This window comes from Orlajensenia leifsoniae (assembly GCF_004570845.1).
Lineage (GTDB): Bacteria > Actinomycetota > Actinomycetes > Actinomycetales > Microbacteriaceae > Orlajensenia > Orlajensenia leifsoniae.
This window is the reverse complement of record NZ_SPQZ01000009.1, coordinates 1-23,921: the sequence shown is the minus strand read 5'-3', so window position 1 is coordinate 23,921 and position 23,921 is coordinate 1. Positions and strand designations below refer to the sequence as shown.

At 68.6% G+C, this 23,921-nt stretch carries 21 protein-coding genes; 8 read left to right on the top strand and 13 right to left on the bottom strand.

What is annotated here, in order from left to right; all coding sequences use genetic code 11:
- Position 1: 1 nt before the first annotated feature.
- A complete protein-coding gene (locus tag E4M00_RS16840; protein WP_135121640.1) occupies positions 2–1,456 on the bottom strand; it encodes an MFS transporter in 1,455 nt (484 codons plus the stop codon).
- Positions 1,457–1,613: 157 nt separating this feature from the next.
- Here E4M00_RS16840 and E4M00_RS16835 point away from each other — a divergent pair, with 157 nt between their 5' ends.
- Positions 1,614–3,164 (top strand): succinic semialdehyde dehydrogenase, encoded by a 1,551-nt coding sequence (locus E4M00_RS16835; protein ID WP_135121639.1) that lies wholly within the window; start codon positions 1,614–1,616, stop codon positions 3,162–3,164.
- On the opposite strand, the gene E4M00_RS16830 is transcribed toward E4M00_RS16835, so the two are convergent.
- The 3 genes from E4M00_RS16830 to E4M00_RS16820 all read right to left on the bottom strand — a co-directional run bounded on the left by E4M00_RS16830 (position 3,139) and on the right by E4M00_RS16820 (position 6,057).
- Positions 3,139–3,849 (bottom strand): GrpB family protein, encoded by a 711-nt coding sequence (locus E4M00_RS16830; RefSeq protein WP_204773033.1) that lies wholly within the window; start codon positions 3,847–3,849, stop codon positions 3,139–3,141. The genes E4M00_RS16835 and E4M00_RS16830 overlap by 26 nt on opposite strands.
- A gap of 70 nt (positions 3,850–3,919) precedes the next feature.
- On the bottom strand, positions 3,920–5,359 hold the full coding sequence (locus E4M00_RS16825; protein WP_135121638.1) for an HNH endonuclease signature motif containing protein: 1,440 nt from the start codon (positions 5,357–5,359) through the stop codon (positions 3,920–3,922).
- Between the two features lie 236 nt (positions 5,360–5,595).
- A complete protein-coding gene (locus tag E4M00_RS16820; protein ID WP_135121637.1) occupies positions 5,596–6,057 on the bottom strand; it encodes a twin-arginine translocase TatA/TatE family subunit in 462 nt (153 codons plus the stop codon).
- An 83-nt stretch (positions 6,058–6,140) separates the two neighbouring features.
- Here E4M00_RS16820 and E4M00_RS16815 point away from each other — a divergent pair, with 83 nt between their 5' ends.
- Complete coding sequence (locus tag E4M00_RS16815; RefSeq protein WP_056167097.1) at positions 6,141–6,773, top strand: O-methyltransferase; 633 nt, start codon at positions 6,141–6,143, stop codon at positions 6,771–6,773.
- A 206-nt stretch (positions 6,774–6,979) separates the two neighbouring features.
- Here E4M00_RS16815 and E4M00_RS16810 read toward each other — a convergent pair whose 3' ends face one another.
- From E4M00_RS16810 to dapE, 3 genes are all read right to left on the bottom strand, one after another.
- The gene (locus tag E4M00_RS16810; protein ID WP_082467399.1) at positions 6,980–7,153 is read right to left on the bottom strand and encodes a DUF3117 domain-containing protein; all 174 of its coding nucleotides are present in this window, start codon (positions 7,151–7,153) and stop codon (positions 6,980–6,982) included.
- Between the two features lie 103 nt (positions 7,154–7,256).
- The gene (locus tag E4M00_RS16805; protein ID WP_135121636.1) at positions 7,257–8,510 is read right to left on the bottom strand and encodes a hypothetical protein; all 1,254 of its coding nucleotides are present in this window, start codon (positions 8,508–8,510) and stop codon (positions 7,257–7,259) included.
- Positions 8,492–9,589: a succinyl-diaminopimelate desuccinylase gene (dapE, locus tag E4M00_RS16800; RefSeq protein ID WP_135121635.1), complete on the bottom strand. Its 1,098-nt coding sequence runs from the start codon at positions 9,587–9,589 to the stop codon at positions 8,492–8,494. Before dapE ends, E4M00_RS16805 begins: the two co-directional genes overlap by 19 nt.
- Positions 9,590–9,645: 56 nt before the next feature.
- On the opposite strand from dapE, the gene dapD reads away from it, so the two are divergent.
- From dapD to E4M00_RS16785, 3 genes are all read left to right on the top strand, one after another.
- Entirely contained in the window at positions 9,646–10,608 is a 963-nt protein-coding gene (dapD, locus tag E4M00_RS16795; protein ID WP_135121634.1) for a 2,3,4,5-tetrahydropyridine-2,6-dicarboxylate N-succinyltransferase, read from the top strand.
- 101 nt (positions 10,609–10,709) lie between these two features.
- Complete coding sequence (locus E4M00_RS16790; RefSeq protein WP_240037251.1) at positions 10,710–13,286, top strand: penicillin acylase family protein; 2,577 nt, start codon at positions 10,710–10,712, stop codon at positions 13,284–13,286.
- 102 nt (positions 13,287–13,388) lie between these two features.
- Positions 13,389–15,002: an MFS transporter gene (locus tag E4M00_RS16785; RefSeq protein WP_193555606.1), complete on the top strand. Its 1,614-nt coding sequence runs from the start codon at positions 13,389–13,391 to the stop codon at positions 15,000–15,002.
- Between the two features lie 60 nt (positions 15,003–15,062).
- Here the strand turns inward: E4M00_RS16785 and E4M00_RS16780 are convergent, their stop codons facing one another.
- From E4M00_RS16780 to E4M00_RS16760, 5 genes are all read right to left on the bottom strand, one after another.
- Positions 15,063–15,689 (bottom strand): hypothetical protein, encoded by a 627-nt coding sequence (locus E4M00_RS16780; protein WP_135121633.1) that lies wholly within the window; start codon positions 15,687–15,689, stop codon positions 15,063–15,065.
- Between the two features lie 31 nt (positions 15,690–15,720).
- Positions 15,721–17,049 carry a citrate synthase gene (locus E4M00_RS16775; protein ID WP_135121696.1) on the bottom strand — a complete coding sequence of 443 codons (1,329 nt, stop codon included), beginning with the start codon at positions 17,047–17,049 and terminating at the stop codon, positions 15,721–15,723.
- Between the two features lie 131 nt (positions 17,050–17,180).
- The gene (gene dapC, locus E4M00_RS16770) at positions 17,181–18,284 is read right to left on the bottom strand and encodes a succinyldiaminopimelate transaminase (protein WP_275668226.1); all 1,104 of its coding nucleotides are present in this window, start codon (positions 18,282–18,284) and stop codon (positions 17,181–17,183) included.
- Positions 18,285–18,297: 13 nt separating this feature from the next.
- Entirely contained in the window at positions 18,298–18,618 is a 321-nt protein-coding gene (gene fdxA, locus E4M00_RS16765) for a ferredoxin (RefSeq protein WP_056167084.1), read from the bottom strand.
- A 91-nt stretch (positions 18,619–18,709) separates the two neighbouring features.
- Positions 18,710–19,669 (bottom strand): hypothetical protein, encoded by a 960-nt coding sequence (locus E4M00_RS16760; RefSeq protein WP_135121632.1) that lies wholly within the window; start codon positions 19,667–19,669, stop codon positions 18,710–18,712.
- Positions 19,670–19,838: 169 nt separating this feature from the next.
- On the opposite strand from E4M00_RS16760, the gene efeU reads away from it, so the two are divergent.
- The 3 genes from efeU to efeB all read left to right on the top strand — a co-directional run bounded on the left by efeU (position 19,839) and on the right by efeB (position 23,420).
- Positions 19,839–20,735: an iron uptake transporter permease EfeU gene (gene efeU / locus E4M00_RS16755; protein WP_135121631.1), complete on the top strand. Its 897-nt coding sequence runs from the start codon at positions 19,839–19,841 to the stop codon at positions 20,733–20,735.
- Positions 20,736–20,775: 40 nt separating this feature from the next.
- Positions 20,776–21,981: an iron uptake system protein EfeO gene (efeO, locus tag E4M00_RS16750; RefSeq protein WP_135121630.1), complete on the top strand. Its 1,206-nt coding sequence runs from the start codon at positions 20,776–20,778 to the stop codon at positions 21,979–21,981.
- A gap of 83 nt (positions 21,982–22,064) precedes the next feature.
- Positions 22,065–23,420 (top strand): iron uptake transporter deferrochelatase/peroxidase subunit, encoded by a 1,356-nt coding sequence (efeB, locus tag E4M00_RS16745; RefSeq protein ID WP_420813460.1) that lies wholly within the window; start codon positions 22,065–22,067, stop codon positions 23,418–23,420.
- Between the two features lie 22 nt (positions 23,421–23,442).
- Here efeB and E4M00_RS16740 read toward each other — a convergent pair.
- Positions 23,443–23,921, bottom strand: a 479-nt coding sequence (locus E4M00_RS16740; RefSeq protein ID WP_204773032.1) for a hypothetical protein, incomplete at its 5' end; no start/stop codon positions are given.

Below are 23,921 nucleotides of genomic sequence, written 5' to 3'. Positions count from 1 at the left end.
TTCACTGTCCTGTCTGTGGTGCGAGTTCATCGGAGCTCGACGAACCGAGGAGGTCGATGTCTTCCCGGCGCAGGCGGTAGCCGCGCAGGGTCACGAGGCTCGTGAGGATGATGACGGCCGGAACGACGCTGAAGCTCACGACGATTCCGGCGACGGCGGATGCGGGTTGGGTGACGACCTCGGCGCCCGACGACTGCACATAGCCCGTCACCGCGAGCACGATCGACAGTGCCGTCGCGCCGAGAGCCATTCCCGTGGTCTCACCGGCCGTCCACATGCCGCCGAAGGTGCCTGCTCGCCCCGGCCCGGCCGTCGCCGCGTCGTGCGAGATGACATCGGGGAGCATCGCCATCGGAAGCGACTGCATCCCGGCGTAGCCGGCTCCGGCCAGTGCGACGGGAACGTAGACCCAGCTGCCCGGCGCCCACAGCATGCCGATCAGCGAGAAGGCCGCGATGCCGTAGAGGATGCTCGCGTAGAGGTAACTGCGCTCCTTGCCAATCCGGCGTGCGATCACGCCCCAGAGCGGCGCGAACAGCAGCGCCGGGGCGATGAGGGCGACGAAGAGGAACGTCAGGGCGTCTTCGGAATCGAGCACCCAGACCGCCACGTAGTTGGCCGCGGCGAGCATGAGTCCGGTCGCGAGGCCCTGCAGCAGGAAGGTGGCGAGCAGCGCGCGGAACGGCTGGCTCCGACGCAGGGCGCCGAAGCCCTCGGCGTAGTACCGGCGGAGCGAGACCTTGTCGGGCGAGGTTCCGGATGCCGCATCCGTCGCCGATGCACTCGTCGCCGTATCCGTCACCGATGCTGCGCCGACAGATCCCCTGGACCGCCGCGGAACCGACACGAACACGGCGACGAGCATGCCGAGGCCGATCACGACGCCCGCGACGACGGCCATCACGATGTAACCGACGTACTCGTCCTCGGTGACGGTGCGGAGTGCCGGTCCCCCGGCCCCGAACAGCAGGATGGCCAGGGTGAGCACGACGACGCGCCAGGTCAGCAGACGCGTGCGCTGGTCGTAGCTGTCGGCGATCTCGGCCGGGAGCGCGATGTACGGCACCTGGAACAGGCTGAACGAGGTGGCTGTGAGCAGGAAGGCGACGAACACCCAGATGCCGGCGGCGAGCGGCGGAAGCGAGGCCGGCACCGAGAACGTGAGTATGAAGAACAGCGGGAGCGTGCATGCCCCGAGCAGCATGAATCCGCGGCGGCTCCCCGTGCGCAGCAGCCAGCGGTCGCTCCACGCTCCGATGAGGGGGTCGATGAGCACGTCCCACACCTTGGCGAGGGTGACGAGCAGACCGGCCAGCAGGGCGGCGACTCCGAGCGTGTCCGTGAGGTAGAACACCAGCACGAGTCCTGGCAGCGTGGCGAAGCCTCCGGTCCCCAGGGATCCGGCGGCATACCCGGCGACAGTGGTGCGCGTGAGCACCCGCGGCGTTGCGATCATTGCGGCAGTGTATCCGCCAGTTCGGGCGCTCACCGACACCCCGGCGAACGTGAGTGAAGCTCGTGGCGGATGCGCCGCATCCCAGCGCTCGACCCCCGGCGGATTCGACCCGCGCAGAGGGGCCGATGAAGTGGGACAGTTGTCCTAGAATGGCGCAATGCCCGCAACGATGCCGGATCTCGCGATCCTGAACGACCTCGACGCCGACGTCTGCTCGACCTCTGGCGCCTCGACGACAGTGATCGCCCCTCTCACCGGGGCAGTGCTCCACGAGCTTCCGGTCAGCACGCCCGAGGACGTGGCGGATGCCTTCGCCCGCGCTCGTCTCGCACAGCTGGAGTGGGCCCGTGCCGGCTTCGCAGCCCGCCGCGCCGTGCTGCTGCGCGCACACGACCTCATCCTCGAGCGTCGCGAGGAACTCCTCGACATCCTCCAGTCCGAGACGGGCAAGACCCGCGGTCAGGCGTTCGAGGAGGTCTTCCAGTCGGCCACCGTCACCCGCTACAACGCGCTCTCCGCCGCCAAGGCCCTGCGCGGCGGACGCCGACGCTCCGCCCTCCCCCTCATCGTCGACACCACGGTGCGCTACAGGGCCAAGGGCGTCGTCGGCATCATCACTCCGTGGAACTTCCCGCTCAGCCTCGCGGCCATGGACGTCGTGCCGGCTCTGGCCGCCGGCTGCGGCGTCGTGCAGAAGGCCGACGACCAGGGCGCGCTCAGCGTGCTCGCGCTCCGCCGCGCGTTCGTCGACGCCGGCCTCCCGCCCGAGCTCTGGTCTGTCGTCACGGGTGACGGACCCGTCATCGGTGGTGCCGTCACGGGCAACGCCGACTACATCTGCTTCACCGGCTCGACCGCCACCGGACGCAGCGTCGCCGTCGCCGCGGCCGAGCGTCTCGTGGGGGCTTCTCTCGAACTCGGCGGCAAGAACGCCATGATCGTGCTCGACGACGTCGACCCCCTGAAGGCTGCGGCCGATGCGGCCTACGGATGCTTCGCCTCCGCCGGACAGCTCTGCGTCTCCGTCGAGCGCATCTACGTGCAGCGGGGTGTCGCCCGCGCCTTCACCGAGGCCTTCGCGGCACGGGTGGAGTCGCTGCGGCTGGGCTCGGCCTTCGACTACTCCACCGACGTCGGATCGCTCACCAGCGCGACCCAGCTCGCTCGGGTTCAGGCTCACGTCGATGATGCCGTCGCCAAGGGCGCCACAGTCCTCGCCGGAGGCAGGGCACGCCCCGACCTCGGCCCGTTCTTCTACGAGCCCACGGTGCTGACCGATGTGACCAGCGACATGGACTGTGCTGCAGGCGAGACCTTCGGTCCCGTCGTCTCGGTCTACACGGTCGACACCGACGACGAGGCCGTGATCGCCGTCAACGACTCCGACTACGGCCTGAACGCCTCAGTCATGAGCGGATCCACCGCCCGCGCCCGCGCCGTCGCCTCGGTGATCGACGCCGGCAGCGTCAACATCAACGAGGGCTACCGAGGGTCGTTCTCGACAGTCGACGCCCCCATGGGCGGTATCAAGCAGTCGGGCCTCGGCCGCCGCAACGGCCGAGAGGGCCTCCTGCGGTTCGTCGACGCCGTCACCGTGTCACGGTCGACCGGCTTGATGCAGCTCCCCCGCACGGGCACGGAGTTCTCCTCGATGGCCGGCCCGATGATCCTCCTCGCCCGCGTCATGAAGGGCGCCCGCCAGCGCTGATCGGGCGAGTGGGCCAGGCCGGGTGCGTGTGGGGCGGCACGCTGAAGATTCGCGAGTAGATCTCGTCGATGACATCGTTCTTGGCCAGGTTGTACGAATCAGGGTCGTCAGCAGTGGCAGCGGCCAAGCGCTTCTTCGTCGACCCATACAGGTCCCGATCGTCGGTGTGGGTGCGCAGCCAGTCTCGAAACAAGAGGTGGCGCAACGGTTCCGGTGACCCGGCAGGGAAGACGTGCAGGTTGATCCGCCCATCGTCTCTGACGAGCATCCGGTGGCCATTCCACCACGGCTCGCGAAGCACGTGCGTATAGCCCACTCGCTCGAGCGCGGGGATGTACGCCTGCTCTGCATCGGAGTCGAGGACCTGCAGGTCGATGTCGATGATCGGCTTGGCGGGTAGACCGGGCACCGAGGTGGACCCGACGTGTTCTATCCGGACGACCTCGTCACCCAGTACAGCCACGACACGATCGGCCTCCCTGCGGTATGACTCCGGCCAGGTCGGATCCGACTCCATCATCACGATGGCGTCCGTCGGCGGTGCCGCGTCCCCCACCCAGCGTGCGCTCTGCTGGTCGGCATTCCCGACGGACCGTTCGGTGATGTTGCGTGGATATGCCGACATGGGTGTCTCCTCGGGCACAACAAAGTCCATCAGACTAAATGGCGGTGATGCTGTCGTCAAGCAATAGAGCCTCCAGGACGTGGGTGCATTTCGGTCGCAGACTGCGTCCAGGCCTCAGCGAATGGGAGTCTCACTCTCGCAACCGTCTGCGGAGGGCATCGGCCTGTCGGGCTCGGGATGCTCGGGCTGGCCGCCACACATGTGGTCCGAGGGCGGGTGGGGGCTTGATCTCCGGGTGGCCGTGGACCATGCGGATCTGCCATCCGCTGGTGGTGATGGTGCGGTGGTGGTACCAGCAGAGCAGCACCCCGTTGGATACGTGCGTGGCCTTCACCATCGCCCACGGGACGACGTGGTGCGCTTCGGTGTACTGGGGTGGGATGCCGCAGATGACACAGCCGCCGTCACGGGCGGCGAGGGCGCGGCGTTGTGCTCGGTTGAAGCATCTCTCCGTGGTTCCCAACCGCAGGATGGCTCCGTGGGCGCTGAGAGCGACGGGTTGGATGCCGTTCGCGCAGCAGAGTTGCTCCACCGCACCGGCCGATATCGGCACGTCGAGGCCGTCGACGTGTCCGGGACCGGTGACGGCACCGGTGGCCGCGTCGAGGTCGGTGGCCAGCACATGGGTGACCATCGTCGCTGACGCCCCGTTCAGGGTGGGCAGTTCGTCGGAGCGACCGGCCAACGCGAACACGGCGGCGAGAGCATCGTGCTGGCGTTGCGCCCGGCTGCGTGGATCCCGCGGTCCCTCGGCTGCCTCGAGTGCGGCACGTTCCTCGTCGGTGAGGAATGTGAGTGAGGAGCGCTGGTTGCACATCGCGTCGAAAACCGCCTGCAGGTGTCCGGCGACTTCGGGGAGCAGGGATCCGCTGACCGGGATCATCCCGTTGCGGGGCCGGTGCAGACGGAACGCCCGCGATTCGAACTGCGTCACCGACGGTTCGGCACCATCAGGATTCACCGCCAGCACCCAGACCGACGCCTGCACCTCGGTCTCGGACGGAGTCACCGGCGGCAGCGCCGGAGCATCAGCCGACGGGGCCGCGCCGATCGCCGAGCACACCAACTCGTGCTCGGCGGGCAGGAACCTCGACAGAGTATCCGTCGGCAGACCCACCATCGCCTTCGACAGGGCGGACGTGATGATCGTGGCCGAGTCCACGCCCAATCGACCGGTGGCCAGGCCGCGGCGGACGACATCGAACGGGGCCGGCAACGCCTCCCCGGTCAGAGACAGCTCCGGCCTGGTCTGGGTACCCAACGCGAGCCGTGCCCGAGCAGTCTGCGGGGAGACCCGGGCGACACGTTCCAGAAGTTCCACCGGGGTGGCGCATCCGAACCGGTCGGGCAGCGCCTGCGGGCCCAGGATCTTCCGAGACCTGTCAGCGATCTCCCCGGCGTACGCGATTCGGCTGGCATCGACCAGACGCCCGAGCTCCTCCATGAGCGCCGCCCCGGCGAGCAGCTCCTCGTCCGTCGCGGCCGGCAGCACTCCCACCGCGGTGGTCTCGGCCAGGAGCGGCGTCGCCGCAGCGATCGCCTCCTGCATCCGGGACTGGAGTTTCTCCATACCTCGACACTACGAACACCCACCGACACTGAGGATCGAAATACACACCCTGACCGGGATATTTCCATCCACAGGCTGTGGAAACCCGCACGTGCGTTGGAGGGTGTGGAGGAGTGGCACTCGCGTGCAGGCGAGCTCGGCGTGCGCGGGCGGGAGGTGGTCTCGATACGCGTCCTCGCTTCGCTCGGTCGCTACTCGACCAGCGCAGACCCGCATCCGCCACTCAGCGGTAGCGCCTAGGTCGCCTCGGAGTCGAACGGAGTGGGAACGGCCGCCATCTCGGCCGACCGCTTCTTCTGCAGGTACGCGGAGTTCGGATTCACCCCGATGGTCCCGGATGCTCCAGCGACCCCAGCAATCCCGGCGGCGCCGGCAGCAACCCCGGCGGCCCCGGCCGTGGCGACGACGGATGCGCCCGAACGCGACACCGTCGGCGTAGCGGGCTCTTCGTCGAGCAGGGCCTCGCGGATGATGCGGCGCGGGTCGTACTGGCGCGGGTCGAGCTTCTTCCAGTCGACGTCGTCGAAGTCGGGGCCCATCTCGTCGCGCATGCGATCTTTGGCGCCGTTCGCCATGTCGCGGAGCTGACGGACCAGCCGTCCGAGCTGGGCCGCATAGTGCGGCAGGCGCTCGGGCCCGAGCAGGAACACAGCGATGACCCCGATGATGAGGAGTTTCTCGAAGGTCAGCCCGAACATGCCATCAGGATAACCCGCGGCGAGGCATCCTCCCGTCGCTCGGGGCCGGCTCTAGGCTGGGATCGATCATCTTGGGAGCTAACGTGTCTGACAAAGACCTCAACTGGAAGTACGTCGACGACATCGTCGGCGAGCCCGAATCCATCGCGAAGGCGCGTCAGCAGTCGCTGGAGTTGGGCATCGAACCGATCTCCCCCGCCATCGGAGCGCAGGCAGCGGTCATCGCCGCGGCTCACTCGGCTTCGGCGATCGTCGAGATCGGCACCGGCGTCGGCGTCTCAGGGCTGTGGCTTCTGCGTGGGGCGCCCGATGCGACCCTCACGTCCATCGACTCCGAGGTCGACCACCAGCAGCACGCCCGCACGAATCTGCTCGATGCCGGGATCGCCGCCAACCGCATCCGCCTGATCGCGGGCCGCGCCGGCGAAGTGCTCCCCCGCATGAACGAGAACTCCTACGACGTGGTCTTCGTCGACGCCGATCCCCAGTCGGTCATCGAGTACGTCGAGCACGGCCTGCGCCTGGCGAAGCCCGGCGGCACCGTGCTGGTTCCGCACGCCCTCTGGCGCGGACGCGTCGCCGACCCTGCTCAGCGCGACGAGGTGGCCAGCGGCTTCCGCTCGTTGATCACCGAGATCTCGGGCTCGAGCGCAGTGCTGAGCGCCTTGTCGCCGGCCGGCGACGGGCTCCTGCAGATCTCGAAGCTGCTCTCCTAGCCGGAGCAGGCCCGGAGCACGCCCAGCCGCGGGCAGCCCGACGAGGGCGGCATCCGTCGACGCGATATGCCGACATGGCTCCGGATGCGGGCACTCGCGCGAACCCGGTATCGCGCTGCGCACCCGAAGGCGTCCGCAGCGCGGATGAGACGCAAAGAGCTGGCCCGGTGCCTCTCGGCTCCGGACCAGCTTCACATGTGCGCAGGCTAGACCGGCGCGACGACCTTCTCGAGAGCGTCGTGCAGTTCCTTCGCCTCAGCGTCGTTGACGGAGACGACCAGTCGTCCCCCGCCTTCCAGTGGAACGCGAACGATGATGAGACGACCCTCCTTCACGGCCTCCATCGGTCCGTCACCAGTACGTGGCTTCATCGCCGCCATTGAGTTCCCCTTTCGTGGCAAGACTGCTTCTATTATCCCCTGCTGGGAGTACTATCCGAAATCACGACCGTGCCCCCAGTACGACCCGGCCGTCGCGGTGCCGTCACGGCGGGCTCCAGTCGTAGCCGATATAGGCCCAGCAGATGTAGAGCCACCCCCACTGCAGAGCGATGAAGACGAGCACCAGGGCCGTCCTGTAGAGCCGCGAGCGCGGCTGCGCGAGGGCTCCCAGCAGAGGGAACAACGGTGTCAGCAGTCGGAAGGTGCTCGACTGCGGGAAGAACACGGCGAGCAGGTACAGTGCGTAGCTCGCCACCCAGAACCGCAGGTCGACGCCCAGCCGCCGCACCGCGGGAAGGAACAGCGCGGCTCCGAATCCCACGATGAGAGCCGAGACCACGATGTAGCCGGTCGGCGACCCGAGCCACCAGGCTCCGCTCTGGAACCACGCCGTGAACGGAATGAGCTCCTGATAGCCGATGTAGGGCGCACGCCAGGCCAGCTCGGTGTCGGTGTAGGCCGTGATGCTGCCCGTCACGATCCAGGCGGCTGCCGGCCAGGCCAGCCCCATCAGCCCGGTGAAGATCGTGACGGAGACGGATGCGACGATCTCGCGTGCCGGGAACGGGTCGCGCGAGCGGGTGAACCAGCGGTGGACGACGTGCAGTCCGAGAGCGAGGGCGAACGCCAGGCCACTCGGACGGGTGAGCGCCATGACGGTGACCACGGGGAAGAGCAGCCAGTAGCGCCGCCGCACGAGAAGCAGCAGGGCGAGGGTGAGGAGGAAGAGGTACATCGACTCCGCGTATCCCACCTGCAGCATCGGCGACAGCGGCGCGAAGCAGAACAGGGTGACGGCGAACAGCGTCGTCGATGCGTCGAGGCGGGTGCGCAGCAGGCGGTGGAACAGCAGCGCGGCCCCCAGCCCGAACGCCACGGAGACGAACACCGCGAGGCCGCTCCACTGCAGGCCGGTGACCTCCATGAGCACGCGCACGAGCGCGGGGTAGCCGGGCATGAACGCCCAGGCGTTCTCGCCGATGTGGCCGTCATCCGTCACCGGGAGCTCTCTCGGATAGCCGTAGCCGGCGATGATCTCGTACCAGCGGCCGTCCCAGATGTTGGCGAAGGCGGCGTACGCGGGGTGCGCCCCTGTCCACGGGTTCGCCTCCTGCATGCCGGCGAGCACCAGCATGAGAGCCGTCGTGACCACGCGCGACGCGGCGTAAACGATGACGACCCGCAGCCACCACGGCATGATCCGCCAGCGCACGACCACGGCGATGGGCAGCACCCGCCTCTGCGGTCGTTCCGAGTCGCGCCGCTCGGAACCGCGGGTCAGCGCCCGTTCAGCCATGTACGCAGCGCCCGGGCGCACTCGGTGATCTCGTCGACGGGCACACGCTCCTGGTCGTGGTGGGCCAGCAGCGGGTTGCCGGGACCGAAGTTGACGGCGGGAATGCCGAGGGCACTGAAGCGTGCCACGTCGGTCCACCCGTACTTGGGCTTCGCCTCGGCTCCCACAGCGGCGAGGAACTGCTGGGCGAGTTCGGCGTCGAGGCCGGGCCTGGCGCCCTCGGCCTGGTCGACGACCGTGAGCTCGTACTCGGGGAACAGCTCGCGCAGGTGCTCGATGGCCTCGGCCGCCGTGCGGCTCGGCGCGAATCGGTAGTTCACATGCACCATCACCTCATCGGGGATGACGTTGCCGGCGACCCCGCCCGTGATGCCGACGGCGTTGAGGCCCTCCCGGTAGACGAGCCCCTCGACCTCGACCGAACGCGGCTCGTAGGCCGCCAGGCGATCGAGCAGCGGGCCGACCTTGTGGATGGCGTTGTCGCCGACCCAGGACCGCGCCGAGTGCGCGCGCTGCCCGAAGGCCCGCAGCTCCACCCGCAGGGTGCCGTTGCAGCCTCCCTCGACCGAGGCGTTGCTCGGCTCTCCGAGGATCGCGAAGTCGCCCTCGAGCAGCTCGGGACTGTTGCGGGCGAGGCGTCCCAGGCTGTTCTTGTCGGATGAGACCTCCTCGCCGTCGTAGAACAGCCAGGTGATGTCGACTACAGGGTCTGTGAGTTCGGGGGCGAGGGCGAGTTGCACGGCCACTCCGCCCTTCATGTCGACGGTTCCCCGGCCCCAGAGGTAGTCCACGCCATCCTCGGTCTCGAACCGGGTCGGCAGGTTGTCCTTGAGCGGAACGGTGTCGATGTGGCCGGCGATGACCACGCGCTTGTCTCGACCGAGATTCGTACGGGCCACGATGGTGTCGCCGTCGCGGATGACCTCGAGGTGCGCGTAGCCCGCGAGCGCGGTGGCGATGGCATCCGCCAGCGGGGTCTCGTTCCCGGAGACCGACTCGATGTCGCAGATGGCCCTGGTGATGGCGACGACGTCAGCCGACAGGTCGAGCACGGGCGTGGAGACGTCGTTCACCGGCATGCCTCCAGTCTATTGATCGCGATGCTGCGCCTCCCGCCGCCGTTACGCTGGAGGGCATGCCTGAGACCGACGCCTCCGCACCCTCGTCCGCCCGCGCAGCCTGGGGCCACGGCCTCGCCACCATCTCCGGCGACCGCACGGTGCTCGACACCTGGTTCCCGGCGCCGCAGCTCGGCACGCGGCCGGATGCGGCATCCGTGCCCCTCGATCTCGAGAACGCCGGCGGCCCCGACGATCGCAGGAACGTGCGCACAGAGGTCGTCACAGTCGAGATCGACCTGGATGCGGCACCGGCATCGACTCCCGACGCGTACCTGCGGCTGCACCTGCTCTCGCACCTGCTCGTCGCCCCCAACACCCTCAATCTCGACGGCATCTTCGGACACCTCCCGAACGTGGCCTGGACGACGGCCGGCCCCGTGCACCCCGATGACTTCGCGCGCCTGCGCCCGACGCTGCAGCGCGCCGGAATCAGCGCCCTCGGCCTCGACAAGTTCCCGCGTCTCATCGACTACGTCGTGCCCGAGCGGGTGCGGATCGCGGATGCCTCCCGTGTGCGCCTCGGTGCGCACCTCTCCCCCGGCACCACCGTGATGCACGAGGGGTTCGTGAACTTCAACGCGGGAACCCTCGGCACCTCCATGGTGGAGGGCCGCATCTCGCAGGGCGTTGTCGTGGGCGACGGCAGCGACATCGGCGGCGGCGCCTCGATCATGGGCACCCTCTCGGGCGGCGGCACCCAGCGCGTCAGCATCGGCGAGCGCGCCCTGCTCGGGGCGAACTCGGGCATCGGCATCTCGATCGGCGACGACACCGTGGTGGAGGCCGGCCTCTACGTCACCGCGGGCACCAAGGTCGTCGTGGTGGACCCGTCGAACCCGATCCAGCGCAGCGTGAAGGCGGCGACCCTCTCGGGAGTGCCCAACCTGCTCTTCCGCCGCAACTCGGTGTCCGGCGCCGTCGAGGTGCTCGCGCGCAGTGGTCGCGGCATCCTGCTGAACGAGGCCCTGCACGCCTGACTCCCCGCTGGGGCGAGACTCATCGGATCGCCTCCCCGGCGGCACCACGGTGAACGGATAGGCTGCCCAGACTGCATAGGCGATGATCACGAAGGAGTGACGTGGGCACCGACTCCCCCCGCACGAGCAGGCACCGCGGTATCAAGGTGCTGATCGGCCTCCTCGTCAGCGTACTCGTGCTCGCCCTCATCGCCGCGGGCGTCGGCGTCTGGACCGTGCAACGGTCCTTCCCGACGATGTCGGGTCGTGTCGACCTCTCCGAGCTGCACCGCGACGTCACCGTCTACCGCGACTCCGCCGGCATCCCGCAGATCGTCGCCGAGACGGCGACCGACCTGTTCATGGCCCAGGGCTACGTGACGGCCCAGGACCGCTTCTGGGAGATGGACTTCCGCCGCCACGTGACCAGCGGGCGGCTCGCGGAACTCTTCGGTGAGAGCCAGGTGCCCACCGACACCTTCATCCGCACCCTCGGCTGGCGCGCCGTCGCCGAGAAGGAGGTCGAGCTCCTCGACGAGACCACGCTGAGCTACTACGAGGCGTACGCCGACGGCGTGAACGCCTACCTGAAGTCGCACTCCGGCGCCGACATCTCGCTCGAGTACGCCGTGCTCGGCCTGCAGAACCCCGGCTACACGCCCTACAAGTGGACCGTGGCCGATTCGCTCGCCTGGCTGAAGGCCATGGCCTGGGACCTGCGCTCCAACCTCGAGGACGAGATCGACCGCGCCCTGCTCTCCACCGCCCTCAGCCCGGCCGAGGTGGCGCAACTGCACCCTGAGTACCCCTTCGCCACGCACCCGACGATCGTGGGCGGCGCCGTCGCGGCTCCGGCATCCGTCTCGTCGACTCCCCTCTCGAACACTCCCCTGTCGAACACGGAGACGACGGATGCCGCCACGGCAGCAGCGCCCGTCCTCCGCCAGCTGCAGAGCACTCTCGCGGCCCTCCCCGAGCTCATCGGACCGGCCGGCAACGAGATCGGCTCCAACTCGTGGGTCGCATCCGGCGCCCTCACCGACACCGAGGCGCCGATCCTCGCCAACGACCCCCACCTCGGTGCCGTGATGCCCTCGGTCTGGTACCAGGTGGGCCTGCGCTGCGTCGAGGTGACCGCGGAGTGTCCGTTCGCCGTCGCCGGGTACAGCTTCTCCGGCGTTCCCGGCGTGATCATCGGGCACAACGACAAGGTCGCGTGGGGCTTCACCAATCTCGGGCCCGACGTCGCCGATCTCTACCTGGAGAAGGTCTCGGGCGATGAGTACGAGCTCGACGGAGCCCAGGTCGCCCTGCGCTCCCACACCGAGACCATCAACGTGGCCGGCGGCGACCCCGTCGACATCGAGATCCGCTCGACCGAGCGCGGCCCGCTCATCACCGGGATCACGGACGCCTTCGGCACGATCGCGGCCGAGTATCCGGCCTCCGCCGACCTGCCGGAGGGCGACTACCAGCTGTCGCTGCAGTGGACCGCCCTGACCCCCGGCCGAACGGCCTCATCCATCTTCGCCCTCGACAGAGCCAGGAGTTGGGACGACTTCCGGGCTGCGGCCGCGGTGTTCGACGTGCCGTCGCAGAACCTGCTCTACGCCGATGTCGACGGCAACATCGGCTATCAGGCTCCCGGGCTCATCCCCGTGCGCAAGTCCGGAGACGGAACCCTTCCGTTGCCCGGCTGGACGAGCAAGAACGGCTGGAGCGGATACATCCCGTTCGCTTCGCTGCCGAGCCTGCTGAATCCGGCCAGCGGCCTGATCGTGACGGCGAACAACGCCGCCGTGGGCCAGGACTACCCCTCGCTCATCACGAAGGACTGGGACCTGGGCTACAGGGCCCAGCAGATCACGACCCGCCTGCAGGACGTCGTGGCGGCGAAGAAGAAGATCACGATGAAGACGATGGCCTCGATCCAGGCCGACAACACCGACCTGAACGCCGTGGCTCTCGCCCCGATCATCGCGAAACTGAAGCTGTCGGGCGACGCGAAGAAGGGCGCGGCTCTGCTCGAGAAGTGGGACCACCGCGACGACGTCGACAGCGCGGCAGCCGCCTACTTCAACATGACCTGGCGGCACCTCCTCGGCGCCATGTTCGACGACAACCTGCCGGAGGGCACGAAGCCAGGCGGCGGCGACAGGTGGTTCGGCGTCGTCGGATCGCTGCTCGACGAGCCGGAGTCGCCGTGGTGGACGAACGAGAAGCTCGGCATCGAGGGACGCGACGCCATGCTCGCCTACGCGGCGGAGCAGGCCTACGACGAGGGCGTCGAGTCGATGGGCACGGATCCGAAGCGCTGGTCGTGGGGCAGCCTGCACACCCTCGAACTCACCCACGCCAGCTTCGGCGAGTCGGGCATCGCTCCCATCGAATGGCTGTTCAACCGCGGTCCATACCCCGTGGGCGGCAGCTCGTCGGTCGTGAACGCCGTCGGCTGGGATGCCCAGGAGAGCAGTTACGACGTGCACTGGGTTCCGTCGATGCGCCAGGTGATCAGCCTGGCCGACTTCAATGATTCGACCTGGGTCAACCTGACCGGGGCATCGGGCCACGCCTTCCACCCGAACTACGACGATCAGACCCCGCTCTGGCAGACCAACCGCACCCGCCCGTGGAAGTTCACGGTGTCGGCCGTCGAGAAATCAGCCAAGGACACTCTGGTTCTGAAGGCGAAGCAGTAGCAGCGCCCCGCTCGTGACGACGCGCGGTTCTCCGCTGTCACCCGACGCGTGCTGCGCTGCCATACTGACCGGGAGCGCCAGCTCGGGAAGCCAGGTGGGTTCGTGAAGAAGTGGTCCGTCGTGATCATCCTCGGTGCTGCACAGTTCGTCATGGTGCTCGACGGCACGGTCATGAACGTCTCCATCTCCACTGTCGTGGAGGACCTCGACACCACGGTCTCGGCCATGCAGGCCGCCATCACGTTCTACACGCTCACCATGGCATCCGTCATGCTGCTGGGTGCCAAGCTCGGTGACGTCTGGGGTCGTCGACGGGCGTTCGTGGTGGGCTCGATCATCTACGCCACCGGCTCACTCATGACGGCGCTCGCGCCGAACATCGGTGTCCTGTTCCTCGGCTGGTCGGTGATCGAGGGTCTCGGTGCGGTACTCGTCATTCCCGCCATCGCCGCGCTCATCGCCGACAACTACACCGGCTCGGCTCGCGCGACCGCCTACGCCATCATCGGTGCCGTCTCCGGCGCGGCCGTCGCGGCGGGTCCGCTCATCGGCGGTTTCGTCACGACCTACTTCAGCTGGCGCTACGTCTTCGTGGCCGAGGTGGTCATCATGGCCGTCGTCGTGCTGTTCGCGCGGGTGATCACGGATGCCACGCCGCCGCGTGCCGTACGCATAGACGTCCCGAGCGTGCTGCTCTCCGCCGCCGGCCTCGTGCTGCTCGTCTTCGGCATGCTCCAGAGCAAGGTCTGGGGCTGGATCATCCCGCTCGCTCCCCCGGAGATCAACGGCGTCCCGATCGCGCCGTTCGGCATCTCTCCCACCGCCTGGCTCATCCTCATCGCCACGCTGCTGCTCTGGATCTTCTTCATCCGTCAGCGGCACCTCGTCGACGCCGGCCGGCCCCCACTGCTGCTGGTGTCAATGTTCTCGATCACCCAGTTGCGCAGCGGTCTCTCGGTGCTCGGCGCCCAGTACGCCATCACGGCCGGCCTGTTCTTCATGGTGCCCGTCTACCTGCAGATGACGCTCGGCCTCGACGCACTCGAGACCGGGATCAAGATCTTCCCGCTGTCGGTTTCGCTCATCCTCTTCTCGTTCGTCGGCACCCTGCTCTCGAAGCGCTGGTCTCCGCGGCGCATCGTGCGTACCGGCCAGGCGATCCTCGTCGGCAGCGCCGTCATCCTGCTCGCCTCGGTCTCCGACGACCTCCGCAGCGTCATCTTCGGCATCGGAATGTTCACGGCAGGCTCGGCCCTCGGCCTGCTCGCGTCGCAGCTCGGAAACGTCAACATGTCGAGCGTGCCGTCCGAGCAGACCAGCGAGGTGGGCGGGCTGCAGGGAGTGTTCCAGAACCTCGGCTCATCGCTCGGAACCGCGCTCATCGGCTCGGTACTCATCGGTGCCCTGTCGACGTCGTTCGCGGCGGGTGTCGTCGGCAGCGACCTGCCGGACGACGTGAAGGGCACCATTTCGGAGCGGACCGAGGGCGGTGTGGAGATCATCCCGGCCTCCACTGTGGAGACCGTGGCCGAGGAGGCGGGCCTGTCGACGACGGATGCCGCGAGCCTCACGACGATCTACAGCCAGGCCCAGGTGTCGTCGCTCCGCGTCGCCTTCTTCGGGCTGATCGTCATAGCGTTCCTGTCGCTGCTGTTCTCGCGGGGAATCCCGTCGACGGTGCCGGAGCGCACGCCGAAGGCAGCGCGCGCGGGCTGAGCCGGAGGAGTCGCCCGAGAACCGGCCGTGCCCAGGGGGCCGACCTCGTAGGAGGGGAGCTCAGTCCTCGGTGAACCGCTCGAGCTGCTGGTCGAAGTCGTCGAGCGGCAGACCGAGGTCGCGACGCAGCATGGAGCGGCTGATGAGAAGCCCCAGGTACTCCGGGTCGTCGGTGTTCTCGGTGCTCGCCATCATCTCGAGGCCGAGGGTGTACCAGCGCTCGGCGGTGATCTCGTCGCCGTTGTCCTCGTAGGACTCGCCGATCATCGTGTAGAAGGCCAGATCGACGGGGCGGGCATCGAGCACCTCGGCCGCGAGGGCCGCAGCCGTCTCGCCGTCGCCGGCCACGAGGGCGAACTCGATGAAGGTCGGGTGCGCCTCGAAGGGCTCGGCATCGGCGTGGTCGCGTGCCTGGCCGGCCAGCCTGTGCGCGTGCTCGGTGTCGCCGGCTGCGTGCCGGTGCTCGGCCGCGATGAGCAGCAGCAGCGGAGCAGTGAGCTCGCCGCCGAGAGTGTAGGCGGCGGTGTCCGTGGCCCACGCCTCGATGACGTCGGCCATCTCGCGGTGCTCGTCGGGAGAGAGCGGGATCTCGTCGCCGGCCTCGGCGAGGTCGTCGGGAAGGTCCACGATCTCCTCGTAGCTCTCGTCGAGCTTCTGGAGGTCGTCCTCGGTGATCAGCTGGGGCATGGTGTTCTCGTCTCCTGGCCTGGCGAGTGGATCAGCGGACGGGCCAGTCGCGCTCGACCGAACCCGTGTAGAGCTGCTGCGGGCGGCCGATCTTGGTCTGCGGGTCCTCGTTCATCTCGCGCCAGTGGCCGATCCAGCCGGGAAGGCGACCGATGGCGAACAGCACCGTGAACATCCGCGTCGGGAAGCCCATCGCCTTGTAGATGACGCCGGTGTAGAAGTCGACGTTGGGGTAGAGCTTCCGCTCCTTGAAGTAGTCGTCCTCGAGCGCGATCTGCTCGAGCTCCTTGGCGATGTCGAGCAGCGGGTCCTGCACTCCGAGAGCTTCGAGCACGGCATCCGCGCTCTCCTTGACGAGCTTGGCGCGCGGGTCGTAGTTCTTGTACACGCGGTGGCCGAAGCCCATGAGGCGCACTCCGGCCTCCTTGTTCTTCACCCGCTCCACGTACCGTGCCACTCCCTCGCCGGAGTCGCGGATCTCGGCCAGCATCGTGAGGACCGCCTCGTTGGCGCCTCCGTGCAGGGGGCCGAAGAGGGCGTTGATGCCTGCGGACACCGAGGCGAACAGGTTGGCCTCGGTCGAGCCGACCAGGCGCACCGTCGACGTCGAGGCGTTCTGCTCGTGGTCCTCGTGCAGGATGAGCAGCCGCTCGAGGGCCTGCGAGACCACGGGGTTCACCTCGTAGATCTCGGCGAGGTTGCCGAAGTTGAGCTTGAGGAAGTTGTCGACGAAGCTCAGCGAGTTGTCGGGGTACAGGAAGGCCTGGCCGATCGACTTCTTGTGGGCGTACGCCGCCATCACCGGGAGCTTCGCAAGCAGGCGCACCGTGGCGAGCTCGACGTGCTCGGGGTTCTTCGGGTTCAGCGAGTCCTGGTAGTAGGTCGACAGCGCCGAGACGCCGCTCGACAGCACCGACATCGGGTGAGCGTCGTGCGGGAGCGCGCCGAAGAACTTCTTCAGGTCCTCGTGCAGGAGCGTGTGGCGACGGATGCGGTTGTCGAAGTCGCTCAGCTCGCTCGCCGTCGGCAGCTCTCCGTAGATGAGGAGCCAGGCCGTCTCGAGGAAGGTGGCGTTCTTCGCGACCTGCTCGATCGGGTAACCGCGGTAGCGGAGGATGCCGGCGTCACCGTCGATGTAGGTGATCGCCGACTTCGTGGCAGCCGTGTTCACGAACCCGTAGTCGAGGCTCGTCAGGCCGGTCTGCTTCGTCAGCGTCGAGAAGTCGATGCTCGATGCCCCGTCTGCACTCGGCAGGATCGGGAACTCGGCCTGACCGCCCGGGTAGCTGAGTACAGCCTTCTGTGACTGGCCGTCCAGTGCCTCGTTGCCCACATCGCCTCCTGAGCGCTTGAAGATCATGGCGGGGAACACGGCAGTGCTCTGTGAAGCACCCGTGAGAACCCCGCATACAGCCTAATCGGCACGGCGGCATACTGTCGCATCGGCCAAAGCGGGGCGGCATCCGTTGACGGATGCGACAGGTCGGGCCCTCAGCGAGCAGAGAGGCGCCGGGCCGCAGCCGCGATGCGCTCATCCGTCGCCGTGAGCGAGAAGCGCACGTGCTCGGGGTAGATGTCGCCGTAGAAGTGTCCCGGACCGGCCAGGATGCCGAGGTCGGCGAGCCTGTCGATGCTCTCCCACGCATCGCGGCCCTCGGTCGCCCAGAGGTAGAGGCCGGCCTCGCTGGCGTCGACGCGGAAGCCCGCGGCCTGCACCGCCGGCAGCAGCACGGCCCGACGGGCCCGATAGAGCTCGCGCTGGTGGTCGACGTGCTCGTCGTCTCCGAGGGCGGCCACCATCGCCTCCTGAAGGGGTGCCGGCACCATGAGGCCCGCGTGCTTGCGCACGGTGGTGAGCTGGGCGACGATGTCGCCGCATCCTGCCACGAAGGCAGCTCGATAGCCGGCCATGTTGGACTGTTTGCTGAGCGAGTAGATGGCGAGGGTTCCGCGGCGGTTCTGCCCGATCACCCGGGGGTCGAGGATGCTCGAGATGCGCTCCTCGCTCCACGGGGCGTCCCAACCGAGCTCGGCGTAGCACTCGTCGCTCACGATCACGGCGCCGAGCTCACGCGCCCGGGCGACGGCGACCTGCAGGGCGTCGACGGTGAGCACACGGCCGTCGGGGTTGCCCGGGGAGTTGAGCCAGATGAGCTTCGTGCCCTCCGGCCACTCGGCCGGGTCGTCGGAGGCGAGAGCCTCGGCCCCCGCCAGCGCGGCGCCGATGGCGTAGGTCGGGTAAGCGGCCCGCGGGTGCACCACCACATCGCCCTCGGAGACCCCGAGCATGAACGGCAGCAGCGCGACGAGCTCTTTCGAACCGATCGTCGGCAGGACATTGCGTTCGGTCAGTCCGGTGACCCCACGGCGACGCTCGAACCAGTCGACGATGGCCTGACGCAGCACCGGGGTGCCGACCGTGAGCGGGTAGGCGTGGGCATCCGTCGCCGCGGAGAGGGCATCGCGGATGACGGCGGGCGTCGGATCGACCGGTGATCCGATCGACAGGTCGACGATCCCGTCGGCATGACGACGAGCGCGTTCGGCGAACGGCGCCATGGACTCCCAGGGGTAGTCGGGCAGCGGCTTCAGCACGCGGACGCCGGCTCTAGTGGGCCTGGGGCGGCAGCGCCATGATGACCGGGTGGTCCTTCGGGATCACGCCGATCTTGGCCGCTCCACCGGGGGATCCGATGTCGTCGAAGAACTCGACGTTGGCCTTGTAGTAGTCAGCCCACTGCTCGGGCAGGTCGTCCTCGTAGTAGATCGCCTCGACGGGGCAGACCGGCTCGCAGGCTCCGCAGTCCACGCACTCATCGGGGTGGATGTACAGCGAGCGTTCGCCCTCGTAGATGCAGTCGACGGGGCATTCGTCGATGCAGGCGCGGTCTTTGACGTCCACGCAGGGAAGAGCGATCACATAGGTCACGGTGCAGGAGTCCCTTCAACGGCGTACTGGCAAGTCTACGCAACCCGAACGGGAGTCGCGGCAGGGCCGGCGTCCCGCGCGAGGCGGCGCGTCACGCTGTCGCGCGATGCTGACGCTCGGCGCGCGGTGGCAGCGACGGCCAGGCCAGCACCAGCGCCGCGGTGAACGCCGGTGTCACGGTCCAGATGACGCTCGCGATCCCCTGCGGGATGAGGACGGAACCGCCGGTGCTCGGAAGCGTGAACAGGGCCACGATGCCGATGACCCCGACGGCGCAGGCACCGACCACGAGCTTGTCGTGGATCACGAGCCGCAGACCCACGAGCAGCGAGACCACCGCGATGACGGAGAGGATCAACCCGATGGGGATGTCGATGCCTGCGATGGAGACCGACGTCGTGTGGGCGACGGTTCCGATGGCTCCGAACACGACGCCGATGACGAGGGCGAGAGCGGCCGTGCCAAGACGGTTGCCGAGGGTGCTGGTCTCGGTGACGGATGCCGCTCGCCCTGGCGCAGCGCTCGGCCCCGACGTGCGCTCCTCGACCCTCTCGAAGCTCTCGGTGGGGGCGCCGGCGGCCGCGGTGGTGGCTGCCGTCGCGCCACCCAGCACGGCCAGGGCGTCGAGCTTGGCGTCGCGCTGCAGTCCGACGTCGATGCGGCGGGCGGGTGGGCTGTCATCGGGGACCGGGCCGTCGGGGGCAGCGGCATCCGTCACCCGGTACAGGGGAACCCCGAGGAGCAGCGCGGCGTCTCCGGCCGCGCGCGCCACGGCGGAGGCGGCCGGCGTCGCGACCCCGGGCGCGATCAGCACCGTCGCGGCACGGCTCTCCGCCACGTCGACGACGTCGCTCGGACCCGTCGCGACGACGTGGTCGCCCCCGGTGAGGCGGGCGAGAGCGTCGAGTTCGCCCGCCGAGAGAGGCAGGGCCGTGATGAGCGTGGACGTGCCGCCCTCCTCGACCACCCGGGCCATGGTCCCGCCCGCGACGGCGACGGCGGAGCGGGCGTCGGGGAAGACGAACACGGCTCGATCCGCTCGATTCGCCATCGCTGCCCCGTTCCCCTGGAAGTTCATCGTGGGCGTGCACCCAGGATGGATTCTAGGCCGGGTGGACAGCACTCGGGCTGGACACCATCGGGAGCGCGGGTTAGAGTCGAAGCCGGTTAGGTAAGCCTTACCATCGCTCCCCCTCTCTCCTGCTCCCCTCGGAATCAGCGTGCTCGCAAACTTTCTCATCGGCCTGCGTGAAGGCCTCGAAGCCGGACTCATCGTCGGCATCCTCGTGGCGTACCTCTCTAAGCTCGGCCGTCGCGACGTGCTCCCGAGGCTCTGGTTCGGGATCGGCTTCGCCATCGTGCTGTCGCTCGGCGTCGGCGCCATCCTCACGTGGGGCCCGTACGGACTCAGCTTCCAGGCCCAGGAGATCCTCGGCGGCACACTGTCGATCCTCGCGGTCGCCCTCGTCACCTGGATGATCTTCTGGATGGGCAACCACGCCCGCGGCCTGAAGCACGACCTGCAGTCCAAGCTCGACGTCGCCCTCACCGGCGCGGCATCCGGCATCGTCGTCCTCGGCTTCCTCAGCGTCGGCCGCGAGGGCATCGAGACCGCCCTGTTCGTGTGGGCGACCGTGAACTCTAGCGGCGACGCCGGAATCGCCACGATCGGGGCCGTGCTCGGCATCATCACGGCCGTGGCCATCTCGTACCTGATCTACCGCGGACTCATCCGCATCAACCTGTCGCGCTTCTTCACCTGGACCGGCCTGTTCCTCATCCTCGTCGCCGCCGGCGTCTTCGCCTACGGCATCGGCGATCTGCAGGAGGCGGGCGTCATCCCCGGGTGGGGGCAGCCCGCGTACAGCCTGGCCGGCGCCATCCCGCCCTCGAGCTGGTACGGCACCCTCCTCGGCGGCGTGTTCAATTTCACGCCCGAGCCCACCTGGGCCCAGGTCATCGGCTGGGTCGGGTACGCCACGGTCGTCACCGCACTCTTCCTGCGGCAGGTCTTCACCCGCACGGCACCGGCAGCCCCGGCACCCTCGGCACCGACGGCCCTCCGCACTCCGGAGGCCGCCCTCGCCGACAGCGGCGCCGCACCTCGCTCGGCCTGATCCCTTTCCACAGCAGCACGTCCATCACAGGAGACCATCCATGAAGAGAACTCTGTCCGTCGGCCTGGCCGGCGCTGGGCTGATCGCCCTCACCCTCACGGGCTGCGTGCCCAACAACGCAGGGGGCTCCGCGGTCGCCGTCGCCATCACCGACGACGCCTGCGATGTCGCGACGGACACGACGGCATCCGGAGCCGTCACGTTCGAGCTCAGCAACACCGGCACCGATGTGAACGAGTTCGAGATCCTCGCCGAGGACAAGCTGCGCATCGTCGGCGAGAAGGAGAACGTGACGCCGGGCCAGACGGTCTCCTATGTCGCCCAGCTCGAGCCGGGCACCTACTACACCGCGTGCAAGTTCCAACTCATCGGCTCCCCCATTGGCCTGGCCGAGTTCACCGTCACCGGTGACGCGACCGCCGTCGACGCTGATGCAGCAGAGCTCAACGACGCCGCCGTGACCAACTACATCGCCTACATCCGCTCGCAGGTCGGCGAGCTCATCCCCGCCGTCGCCGCCTTCACGACGGCGTACGCCTCGGGCGACGACGAGACGGCGCGTGGGCTGTTCGCCCAGACCCGCGCCTTCTACGAGCGCATCGAGCCCACCGCGGAGGCGTTCGGCGATCTCGACCCGAAGATCGACTACCGCGAGGTCGACGCCGTGGCCGAGGGCCTCGACTGGACCGGCTTCCACCGCATCGAGAAGGACCTCTGGCCGCCGGCGCAGGGCGACCTCAACTCCGACGGCACCAGCGCCTTCCTCGACTGGGCACCGTCGACGACGGCCGAGCGCACAGCATTCGCGGCCGGGCTCGTCACCGACACGCAGCAGCTGCACGACCTCGTGAACGCCGACGACTTCACGGTGAGCGTCGCCGACATCAGCAACGGCTCGATCGGCCTGCTCGACGAGGTCGCCAGCGGCAAGATCAGCGGCGAGGAGGACTGGTGGTCGGGAACCGACCTCACGGACTTCCAGGCCAACGTGCAGGGCGCCGAGGTGGCCTTCGGCAACGTCGAGGCCATCGCCCGCAGCAAGGGCGACGACGGCGAGAAGCTCGTCGACGACATCCAGAGCGAGTTCGACGCCCTCGATGCGCTGCTCGCGCAGTACGGCAGCATCGACGACGGCTTCGTCGACTACACGACGGTGACGGATGCGCAGCGCAAGGAGCTCTCCGACCAGGTGAACGCCCTCTCCGAGCCGCTCTCGCAGCTCACGGCGCTGGTGCTCGGCGCGTAACCCGACCACCCTGAAGCGGGCCGGTCCGCGGAGAGCATCCGCAGTCCGGCCCGTCAGGCTTTTCCACGGCAACAGGAAGTACCATGAGCGGGATGAATCCTGACGCCGGCCCCGATTCGGCGCCCGAGAACACGAGCGCTGCCGAGCCGGCGGAGAGTGCTGCCGACGCGACCGGTGGCCGCCCGTCCGGCCTCTCCCGCCGCGGACTCTTCGGCCTCGTCGGCGCCGGAGCCGCCGGGCTCGTCGTCGGCGGAGCAGCAGGGGCCGCGGCCGGAACAGCTGCCGCATCCGCCTCATCGCAGCGCAATGCGATCTACCCCTTCTACGGCACCAGGCAGGCCGGCATCACGACACCGGCCCAGGACCGCCTGCACTTCGCCTCGTACGACATGGCTGCAGGAGCCGGCCGCGACGACCTCATCGAGCTGTTGCAGGACTGGACCTACGCCGCCGCCCGCATGACTCAAGGGCTCGAGGTGACGGATGGCGGAGCCGTCGGCGGCTCGCCGCTGGCGCCGCCCGCAGACACCGGCGAGGCCCTCGGGCTTCCGGCGGCGGGCCTCACGATCACGTTCGGCTTCGGCCCGACGCTGTTCTCGACCGAGGACGGCGAGGACCGCTTCGGCATCGCCGCTCAGCGCCCCGAGCTGCTCACCAGGCTTCCGCGATTCTCCGGCGATTCGCTCCGGCCGGAGCTCGGCGGGGGCGACCTCTGCATCCAGGCCTGCGCCGACGACCCGCAGGTGGCCGTTCACGCCATCCGCAACCTCAGCCGCATCGCCTTCGGCCGCGCCTCCATCCGGTGGTCGCAGCTCGGCTTCGGCCGCACCTCCTCGACGTCGACGTCTCAGCTCACCCCCCGCAACCTGTTCGGATTCAAGGACGGCACGGCGAACGTGAAGTCGGAGGACACGAAGCTGGTCGACGACCAGGTCTTCGTGGGATCGACGGACTCCCCAGCCTGGCTGGCCGGCGGCAGCTATCTCGTCACCCGCAAGATCCGCATGATCATCGAGACCTGGGACCGCACCAGACTCGAGGAACAGGAGCGCGTGATCGGACGCGACAAGGGCGAGGGCGCGCCGCTCTCGGGTGGCACCGAGTTCACGGAGCCCGACTTCGAGGCCGAGACCGGAGCGGGCACGCCGGCGATCGACACCGACGCTCACGTGCGCCTGGCCCATCCGACCGTCAACAAGGGCGCCAGCCTGCTGCGCCGCGGCTACAACTTCGTCGACGGCAACGACGAGCTCGGACGCCTCGACGCCGGCCTGTTCTTCATGTCGTACCAGCGCTCACCGGAGCAGTTCATCGGCATCCAGCGCAGCCTGGCGGCCGATGCCCTCAACGAGTACATCAAGCATGTCGGTTCGGCGATCTTCGCGATCCCGCCCGGGGCCCGTGAGGGTTCGTACGTGGGCGCGCCGCTGTTCGCCTGAGGGCGGTCGCTGCGGACCGAGCTCAGCCAGCCGGCAGGGGCGTCACGGTGTAGAGCAGGCCATCCTTGGTGCCCGCCACCAGCACGCTGTAGTTCTCGTTCTTCATGGCGACGAAGCCGCCGTCGTCCGTCGAGGCCTCGGCGTCGCTGTCGACGCTGAAGCCGGCGTTCTCGAGCTGCGTGGTGGCCTCCGCGATGGGATCCGCCGCCGCAGCGTCGACGGTCACGATCCATCCGCTGCCACCGTCGCCCTGTCCGCCGGCACCCACCAGGATCTTCCCGTCGACGATGGGAACCTCCTCGGGCCAGCCCTTCGGCAGCTTGCCGCCCACGCTCACCTGCCCTCCGGTGGCCTGGTCGACGGCCGACTCGACGACGCCGCAGCCGGCGAGGGCCGGCGTCAGCAGGAGGGCGACCGCGATGGCGGGCACGGCGAGGCGGGTGCGGAACGGCATGATCACTCCAAGGCTCGGGTCGCTCCAGCGTACTCGCGGCACCCGAG

Bases quoted from the DNA above. Each gene is read 5' to 3' on its own strand.
- E4M00_RS16775 (WP_135121696.1), bottom strand. From the start codon at position 17,049: ATGATCTTCAAGCGCTCAGGAGGCGATGTGGGCAACGAGGCACTGGAC.
- E4M00_RS16825 (WP_135121638.1), bottom strand. From the start codon at position 5,359: ATGGAGAAACTCCAGTCCCGGATGCAGGAGGCGATCGCTGCGGCGACG.
- dapE (WP_135121635.1), bottom strand. From the start codon at position 9,589: ATGCCGGTGAACGACGTCTCCACGCCCGTGCTCGACCTGTCGGCTGAC.
- E4M00_RS16835 (WP_135121639.1), top strand. From the start codon at position 1,614: ATGCCCGCAACGATGCCGGATCTCGCGATCCTGAACGACCTCGACGCC.
- efeO (WP_135121630.1), top strand. From the start codon at position 20,776: ATGAAGAGAACTCTGTCCGTCGGCCTGGCCGGCGCTGGGCTGATCGCC.
- E4M00_RS16760 (WP_135121632.1), bottom strand. From the start codon at position 19,669: ATGGCGAATCGAGCGGATCGAGCCGTGTTCGTCTTCCCCGACGCCCGC.
- dapD (WP_135121634.1), top strand. From the start codon at position 9,646: ATGCCTGAGACCGACGCCTCCGCACCCTCGTCCGCCCGCGCAGCCTGG.
- E4M00_RS16810 (WP_082467399.1), bottom strand. From the start codon at position 7,153: ATGGCGGCGATGAAGCCACGTACTGGTGACGGACCGATGGAGGCCGTG.
- E4M00_RS16820 (WP_135121637.1), bottom strand. From the start codon at position 6,057: ATGTTCGGGCTGACCTTCGAGAAACTCCTCATCATCGGGGTCATCGCT.
- E4M00_RS16805 (WP_135121636.1), bottom strand. From the start codon at position 8,510: ATGGCTGAACGGGCGCTGACCCGCGGTTCCGAGCGGCGCGACTCGGAA.
- efeB (WP_420813460.1), top strand. From the start codon at position 22,065: ATGAGCGGGATGAATCCTGACGCCGGCCCCGATTCGGCGCCCGAGAAC.
- E4M00_RS16780 (WP_135121633.1), bottom strand. From the start codon at position 15,689: ATGCCCCAGCTGATCACCGAGGACGACCTCCAGAAGCTCGACGAGAGC.
- E4M00_RS16840 (WP_135121640.1), bottom strand. From the start codon at position 1,456: ATGATCGCAACGCCGCGGGTGCTCACGCGCACCACTGTCGCCGGGTAT.